Genomic DNA, 6,952 nt, shown 5'->3' on the forward strand with positions numbered 1-6,952 from the left:
CTAAGTCCTCTCTGACTCAAGTGGAGGCCTGCGGCGCCGGGAGAACCCGAGGGGCCGTCCTCCGAGTGCTTTCAGCCTGACAGAGGTGTGACGCGCGACATATGAGGGAAATACCCGGCTTTCCGCCCGGGGGCGATTCATATGCTGTGGATCTGAAAAGGTCTCTTTGCGGAGCTAAGCCCTCGGCAATGCTGCCCGTCTGAGTCGAGACGATCTGGATATGGAAAGACGGGGCAGAAACGGTGGTTTGAAAACTGGCCCGTGGGTAGGCTGGCACAATGATCAACCCTGCACGCCTTTACTCGGACCTGTCCCGCCTGGGCAGGGAAACGGACATGTTCCTGGCTACCGTTGAGTCCCTTGCCGACGACGAGCTGAGGGTTCCCTCGCTGTGCGAGGGATGGAGCCGTGCCGACGTTATTGCCCACGTCGCATCCAGTGGCCGCGCCCTGGTAAAGCTCATCGACTGGGCAACCTCCGGCGAGGAACGTCCTCTGTACGCCTCACGAGAGGCCCGCTCCTTGGAGATCGCTGCTTTGGCCGCCCTGCCGCGCGAGGAACTCATCGGGGAACTGCGGGAGTCCGCCCGGAACTTTGCCGAGCAGGCACAACGGCTCAGCGGCGAACTCGCGGCCACGGAAGTGCAGGTAAGCGGCAAGCCGGTCCCCGCCACGTCCATCGTGGCGCTCCGGATTGCCGAGGTGGTGGTGCATCACCACGACCTCAACACAGCCTGGACCGTCGAAGAAGCCGATCCGGACTCGCTGCTGAACGCCCTGGAAGCCGTAGTGCGGTCCCTGCGCGCCAAGGGTGCTCCCGGCATGACGCTGGTGACCGAAGAGCGTGACGAGTGGGTCATCGGCGACGGCGGCTTGCGCGTTGAGTCGGACCGTGAGGGCCTGCTCCAGTGGCTGGCGCGCGGGGACGCCGAACACGTGGATATTGACGGCCCGGCGCCGGCACTGCCGTCCTGGTAAGCAGGCCCGCCCATGCCATCAACGCGACACAGCCTGCGAAGCCCGTAGCCGTAATTCCCTTAGAACAGCGGCCAGGGCACCGCCGACATCTCACCGGCCGGAGCCGGAAACCGCCCTGCCAAGCGCAACCGGGCGCAGCGCGTGGCGAGCGATGCGATTTCTTCGGCGCTGAGCAAGTCCGCCAGGTTTCTGCCCAGCCCACCGTGAAGTCCTTCGCTGACACGATCGATGCCGTCGCGTTCCTCGTCGGTCAGAGCGTCTCCCAGCCATCCCCACAGCACCGTGCGCAGCTTGTGGTCACGGTGAAAGGTAAGCCCATGGTCCACACCGTGCCGGTGGCCGTCCGCCATGGCAAGAATGTGGTCGCCTTTGCGGTCGGCGTTGTTCACGACGACGTCGAACACCGCCATGCGTCTGAGCGCCGGCGAGTCCTCGTGGATGAGGGCGACCATCCGTCCGTTCTCATCCTGACCCTCGAGAACGTGTTTCCAACCGGTCTCCGGTACGTCGTCCGACGCAACGAGGTCCACCGCGTTTTGGTCGGGGTCTTTCTCCTGCCACAGCTGCACCATTCCTTCGCCGAACGGGCCATCGCGCAGCCAGGTGCGTGGCACCACGTTCCAGCCCAGAACCTCCGAAACCAGGTAGGCGGCAACCTCCCGGTGGGCAAGGAAGCCGTCGGGAAAATCCCACAGCGGTTTCTCCCCGGCTATCGGCTTATAGACGACTGTCGTGTCGCCGATGCTGCCCAGAAATGTAGCGTTCGACGCGGTGGTCATGCGCCCAGTGAGCGTCAGCTCGGCCGTAAACAGGTCGGGCGCCGGCATCAGACCTCGGGAAGGGTGCAGATGTGCCCGTCGGCGTCTATGGGGTGACCGCAGAGCGGGCACGCGGGACGCCCGGCGCCCACAACCTCACGCGTGCGCTTAGCGAATGCGCGGGCGGTGCCAACCGGCATCCGCACCAGCAGCATTTCGGGCACGTCATCGTCGTCCTCATCAAGCGAATCGTCGTTGTCATCAGCATCGACATCGGTGATGGGGTAGGCCTCTATCACGACCTGCGCCGTCGTCGGGTCCCAACCTAAACTCATGGCGCCGGCCCGAAACTGCTCCTGAACGGCCTCGAGCTGGTCATTGTCAACCAATTCAATGGGAGTGCTGGTGGGAACGCTGTGTGGGTTGCCCTCGACAGTGAGAAGCTGGTCGAGAATTTCGTCGATCTTCTCCGCGAGCAGAGCCGACTGCTGCTTCTCCAGGGCAATACTCACGATCTGCGTCCCCGCCCGCACCTGCAGGTAGAACGTGCGCGCCCCCGGAAGGCCAATAGTGCCAACGACGACCCGATCAGGCCAGGCAAACTCGTGAACAAGTGTAGGCATGTCAGTATTCTAGGCACATGAGGTTCATGGCGTCTTTTGCCCTGCACCGCCGCCCACCGGCGCATCGCCAGACTGGATGCCGTTCGACAGCCACGACAGATCACCCGCGTCGGTGTTGGTCGCGTAAACGGTCGGCCGGCTAGCGCCGTAGCGCACGATCGATACGGAGGCGGGGCCAACGTTAATACGCTGGAAAAGGTCGAGATGCATGCCGAGCGCGTCGGCGAGGATTGACTTGATGATGTCACCGTGACTCACCGCCACCCACACGGCCCCTGGCCCGTACTCGGCTTCGAATGCTGCATCGTGGCGTCGAATCGCGGCCACCGATCGAGCCTGCATCGCGGCCATGGATTCGCCGCCGGGAAAGACGACGGCGGACGGTTGCGACTGCACAACCGGCCACAAATCCTCGGTCGCGAGATCACTGAGCGTGCGGCCCTGCCACTGGCCGTAATCGCACTCGGTGAGATCGGGATCGACCGGCGCGTACGGCGAGCCAGCTTGGCGATCGAGGATGAGCTGGGCGGTCTGCTGACAACGCTCAAGAGGGCTCGACACCACCCCGACTACTGGCACGGCCGCGAGCCGGTCTCCGGTCAGAGCCGCCTGGTCGCGCCCGATCTGGTCCAGGCAGACGCCGACGGCCCGACCGGCCAGCAGGCCCGTGGCATTGGCTGTGGTGCGGCCGTGCCGCACGAGAATAACTGTCGCCATCCACCCAGCCTAACCACCCCGCCCGATGGCGGTGTGAACCGTACCGGGTCGCGCGTCGAACAGGCAGATAAAGCACTGGCGGAACCCTTCTAGCACGCCGACGCGCTCAAAGCCGCCCAGACGGACCCGGCACGCATAGACCAGCTCATGGCTGACGCAGCAAAACCGGAAGAACTGGCCAGCCAGAACCCCCGGTTGACGTCGACCCCCGCATGGAGGACGTCACGCTAGCGGTCTCCTGCAGTGTCGCTCTCTTCGTGCCCGTCCTTCTTTTTGCCGACCGGCAGCACCTTGAGCAGCGGGCCCACGACGGCCATGACGACGAGTCCCCAGGCGATTCCAAGGATGGCGGAGCACAAGGTATTCACGAACCAGGCAAGGAAGCTGCCCGCCGCCGGGATCCCGGCGAAAGGGGTTTCGAGGGCATGTACCAGGTCGTACGGCGCATGCCAGCCGAGGTCGTGCGCGCCCTGCAGCATGATGTGGCCGCCCACCCACAGCATGGCGATCGTCCCGATTAGGGTGATAGCGGTCAACACTGCGGGCATTCCCTTGACGAGCAGTTCGCCGAACCGGTGGGAGCGCGCGGAGTCCTTGGTAGTCAGGTGCAGGCCGACGTCGTCCATCTTGACGATGAGGGCGACGGCACCATACACGAGCACTGTGATCACCAGAGCCACGACGACCAGGATGAGCGCCCGGACCCATATGGACTCAGTGGCCACCTCGTTCATGGAGATGACCATGATTTCGCAGGACAGGATGAAGTCGGTGGTGATGGCGCCCTTGACCACCTTGGCCTCCGCCTCAGGCCCCCGTTCGACCGCCGGCGTATCTTCGTCCGCGGAGTGGTGGCCGCGGAGCTTGTGCCAGACCTTCTCCGCACCCTCGTAGCACAAGTAGGTGCCGCCTAGCATGAGGATGAACGGGATGGCCCACGGAACGAAGGCGCTGACGATCAGCAGTGCCGGCAGGATGAACAGCAGCTTGTTTTTGAGCGAGCCCCAGAAGATCCGCTTGATCATTGGCAGTTCGCGGGACGGGTCCGCTCCGGACACGTACTGCGGGGTGACGGCAGCGTCGTCGATTACCACGCCGGCGGCCTTGGCCCCCGCCTTCGCAGCTCCGGCAGCGACGTCATCCACCGAGGCGGCCGCTATGCGGGCCAGGGCTGCGATGTCGTCCAGCAGGGCGACAAGACCGCCGCTCACAGGTCGATCCCGCGCTGCTCGTGGGTGGGCTGCTGGGCATTGAGGCCGTGGTTGCGGCGTGTTTTTGGCATGCTCAGATTATATGAGCGGTCTTCCTCTTAAGGGCCCGGATACGGGGGCGGGGGCGTTCCTGTGGGCGACCTCACCCATATGGACTCCGCTCATGAGCCTGTAGGAATTGAATAGGTTCTGTGGCCGGACCGTTGTGAATGCCGGCGTCACCGGCTGGCCAGTGGCTCTGAACTTGACGATGTTCTCGGGGCGGTCGGTCCCCGGCTTCGGGCACTCCGTACGGAACGGAACCTCACCCTCGCGGATGTGTCCTCGGCATCCGGAGTGTCGGTGAGTACCCTGTCCCGCCTGGAATCCGGCCAGCGCAGGCCCAACCTTGAAATCCTGCTGCCCCTCGCGAGGTTGTACGGTGTTCCCCTCGATGATCTGGTCGGCGCGCCGCCCACCGGGGATCCGAGAATTCACCTGCAGCCCATCACCCATGGCGACATGACGGCGGTTCCTCTCACGCGCCGCCCCGGCGGACTGCAAGCCTTCAAAATGGTGCTCACGGGGGATGCGCGCGGGGCAGAGCCTGACCCGCGCGTTCACGAAGGGTACGAATGGCTCTACATCCTCAACGGACGACTGCGTCTGGTGCTGGGCGACAAGGACTTTGAACTTCGCCCTGGCGAAGCCGCAGAATTCGACACCCGCACGCCGCACTGGTTCGCCAGCGCTGACGGCAGACCCGTCGAATTCATCAGCCTGTTTGGACAGCAGGGCGAGCGGATGCACGTACGCGCGCGGCCCAAGCCTTCATAGTCGAAGAGGCCCGATGGGGCGCACCCACCGGAACTCTGTACTTTCAGCGTCATCCTCGATTCCGCTGGCGGGTCATCACGGCGGCGATTATTCTGCTGCTCCCCGTCTTGGTGGCTTCGGGAGGGCGGTGTCCGGTGGCAAAGGATGGCTACTAGCGCCGTCGCGGCGGGGAACACCCTTGCGTAGCGTCAGCCACGTCGGTGCTGTGATCAGAACGCGGCGGCCGCCCTTTCTCGTTCTTTCGGTTGGGTCGTGCCCAGGGTCCCGTATCGGGGCTGAGATCCGCCGGTCTTACGATGCCGGGGCGGCTGCCACTTTTGCCCGGACCTCGTCCATGTCGAGGTCTTTGATGGCGGTGATGAGCTGTTCCAGGCCGGCCGCGTTCATTGCCCCCGGCTGCGAGAAGATGAGGATCCCGTCCCTAAAAGCCATCAGGGTGGGGATGGAGGTGATGCGGGCGGCGGCGGAGAGGCCGGGCTCGGCCTCGGTGTCCACCTTCGCGAAGACGACGTCCGGATGGTTGTCCGATGCCTTGCTGAAGGTGGGGGCGAACATCCGGCACGGGCCGCACCAGGCGGCCCAAAAGTCCACCAGTACGATGCCGTTGCCGTTGATGGTGACGTCGAAGTTCTTTTCGGAAATGTCAATGGTTGCCATGGCAAGACAGTATACCCCCCAGGGGTATTACCGCAAGCCCGGCCTCGGTTTGCATTTATACCCCTGGGGGTATCATGATGGAGGAGAAGGATGCCGCCCGGCTCCCGGACACCGTGGAAGGACACCAGCATGGAGAGCATTTCAGTGAACGACCTGGCAGCACTCGGGCCGGGGATATCCATCATCGACGTCCGGGAAGAAGAGGAGTACTCGGAGGCGTGCATCCCGGGTGCCAAAAATGTTCCGCTCTCGCGTTTCCAGCAGTCCCTCGGTGACGTGCCGACCGGGCGGACGGTCTATGTCATGTGCGCTTCCGGCGGCCGCAGTTCCCGGGCCACGGAACACCTCGCAGCTGAGGGCTACGATGCTGTGAATGTCATGGGTGGCATCACTGAGTGGTACCGCAACGGGCACCCGGTCACCTACAGGGACGGCGGCAAGTGAGCATGTCTTCCACCGTTAGCCTCGAGCAGCTTCAGTCCGGCGCGGACGCCGGGATCCGCCGCACCGTCAACCGCCTCAAGCGCGCCCGTGGTCAGCTCACGGCGCTGATTGCCGCCGTCGAGTCCGGGGCTGACTGCGGGAACGTCGTCACCCAGCTGACGGCTGTCCGCGGGGCCCTCGACAAGGCCGGATTCGAACTGATCTCGGCGGCGATGCGAGACTGCCTCACGGATCCCCGGGACGAACTCCCGGCAGGCGGCGTGCAGCCTGAGGCGGCGGCCCGGAGGCCCACCCTGAAGGAAATCCGAACACTCTTCCTGCGCCTCACCTAGTACAGCGTCAGCCTCGGTCCCGGGAAACCCCTAAGTCCCCATTTTCGTAGCACCACTGCCCGTCCTATCGAAAGGTCCAGACCATGGAAATCACCCCACAGCAGCTCGCGGAACAGCTCAAGAGAGGCGGCGATGCCCAGATTGTGGACGTCCGCGAACCAGCTGAAATCGCTGAAGGTATGATCCCCGGTGCCAGGCACATTGCCCTTGGCGAACTGGCCGGCCGCCTCAGTGACCTGGACAAGTCCCGGCCGGTCATCGCCGTGTGCCGCAGTGGACGCCGGAGTGCAGCAGCCGCGGACCAGCTGTCAGCCGCGGGCTACACGGCGTACACCGTGCCCGGTGGAATGCTTGATTGGACGGCTGCGGGCTTCCCGACCGCCTGATCCCAACAGACTGCCCGGGCGGCATGCCCCC

The 6,952-nt window shown here is 64.5% G+C and carries 10 protein-coding genes; 5 read left to right on the top strand and 5 right to left on the bottom strand.

What is annotated here, in order from left to right; translation table 11 throughout:
• Positions 1-278 precede the first annotated feature (278 nt).
• On the top strand, positions 279-977 hold the full coding sequence (locus TV39_RS09815; RefSeq protein WP_043481041.1) for a maleylpyruvate isomerase family mycothiol-dependent enzyme: 699 nt from the start codon (positions 279-281) through the stop codon (positions 975-977).
• Positions 978-1,036: 59 nt separating this feature from the next.
• Here the strand turns inward: TV39_RS09815 and TV39_RS09820 are convergent, their stop codons facing one another.
• From TV39_RS09820 to TV39_RS09835, 4 genes are all read right to left on the bottom strand, one after another.
• Positions 1,037-1,804 (bottom strand): SCO1664 family protein, encoded by a 768-nt coding sequence (locus TV39_RS09820; protein ID WP_043481044.1) that lies wholly within the window; start codon positions 1,802-1,804, stop codon positions 1,037-1,039.
• A complete protein-coding gene (locus TV39_RS09825; RefSeq protein WP_043481045.1) occupies positions 1,804-2,358 on the bottom strand; it encodes a DUF3090 domain-containing protein in 555 nt (184 codons plus the stop codon). The genes TV39_RS09820 and TV39_RS09825 overlap by 1 nt, the downstream gene beginning before the upstream one ends.
• 24 nt (positions 2,359-2,382) lie before the next feature.
• A complete protein-coding gene (locus TV39_RS09830; protein ID WP_043481048.1) occupies positions 2,383-3,075 on the bottom strand; it encodes a histidine phosphatase family protein in 693 nt (230 codons plus the stop codon).
• A gap of 227 nt (positions 3,076-3,302) precedes the next feature.
• A complete protein-coding gene (locus TV39_RS09835) occupies positions 3,303-4,286 on the bottom strand; it encodes a DUF808 domain-containing protein (RefSeq protein ID WP_043481051.1) in 984 nt (327 codons plus the stop codon).
• A 225-nt stretch (positions 4,287-4,511) separates the two neighbouring features.
• Here TV39_RS09835 and TV39_RS09840 point away from each other — a divergent pair, with 225 nt between their 5' ends.
• Entirely contained in the window at positions 4,512-5,102 is a 591-nt protein-coding gene (locus tag TV39_RS09840; protein ID WP_043481054.1) for a helix-turn-helix domain-containing protein, read from the top strand.
• A 291-nt stretch (positions 5,103-5,393) separates the two neighbouring features.
• On the opposite strand, the gene trxA is transcribed toward TV39_RS09840, so the two are convergent.
• Positions 5,394-5,759 (bottom strand): thioredoxin, encoded by a 366-nt coding sequence (gene trxA / locus TV39_RS09845; RefSeq protein ID WP_043481057.1) that lies wholly within the window; start codon positions 5,757-5,759, stop codon positions 5,394-5,396.
• A gap of 129 nt (positions 5,760-5,888) precedes the next feature.
• On the opposite strand from trxA, the gene TV39_RS09850 reads away from it, so the two are divergent.
• The 3 genes from TV39_RS09850 (at position 5,889) to TV39_RS09860 (ending at position 6,921) form a co-directional block, all read left to right on the top strand.
• Positions 5,889-6,203, top strand: a complete 315-nt coding sequence (locus TV39_RS09850) for a rhodanese-like domain-containing protein (RefSeq protein ID WP_043481114.1) — start codon at positions 5,889-5,891, stop codon at positions 6,201-6,203.
• Between the two features lie 2 nt (positions 6,204-6,205).
• Positions 6,206-6,535 (top strand): metal-sensitive transcriptional regulator, encoded by a 330-nt coding sequence (locus TV39_RS09855; RefSeq protein WP_043481060.1) that lies wholly within the window; start codon positions 6,206-6,208, stop codon positions 6,533-6,535.
• 83 nt (positions 6,536-6,618) lie between these two features.
• On the top strand, positions 6,619-6,921 hold the full coding sequence (locus tag TV39_RS09860) for a rhodanese-like domain-containing protein (RefSeq protein ID WP_043481063.1): 303 nt from the start codon (positions 6,619-6,621) through the stop codon (positions 6,919-6,921).
• Positions 6,922-6,952 lie beyond the last annotated feature (31 nt).

Origin of the sequence: Arthrobacter sp. SPG23 (assembly GCF_000876655.1) — a bacterium.
Taxonomy (GTDB): Bacteria; Actinomycetota; Actinomycetes; order Actinomycetales; family Micrococcaceae; genus Arthrobacter.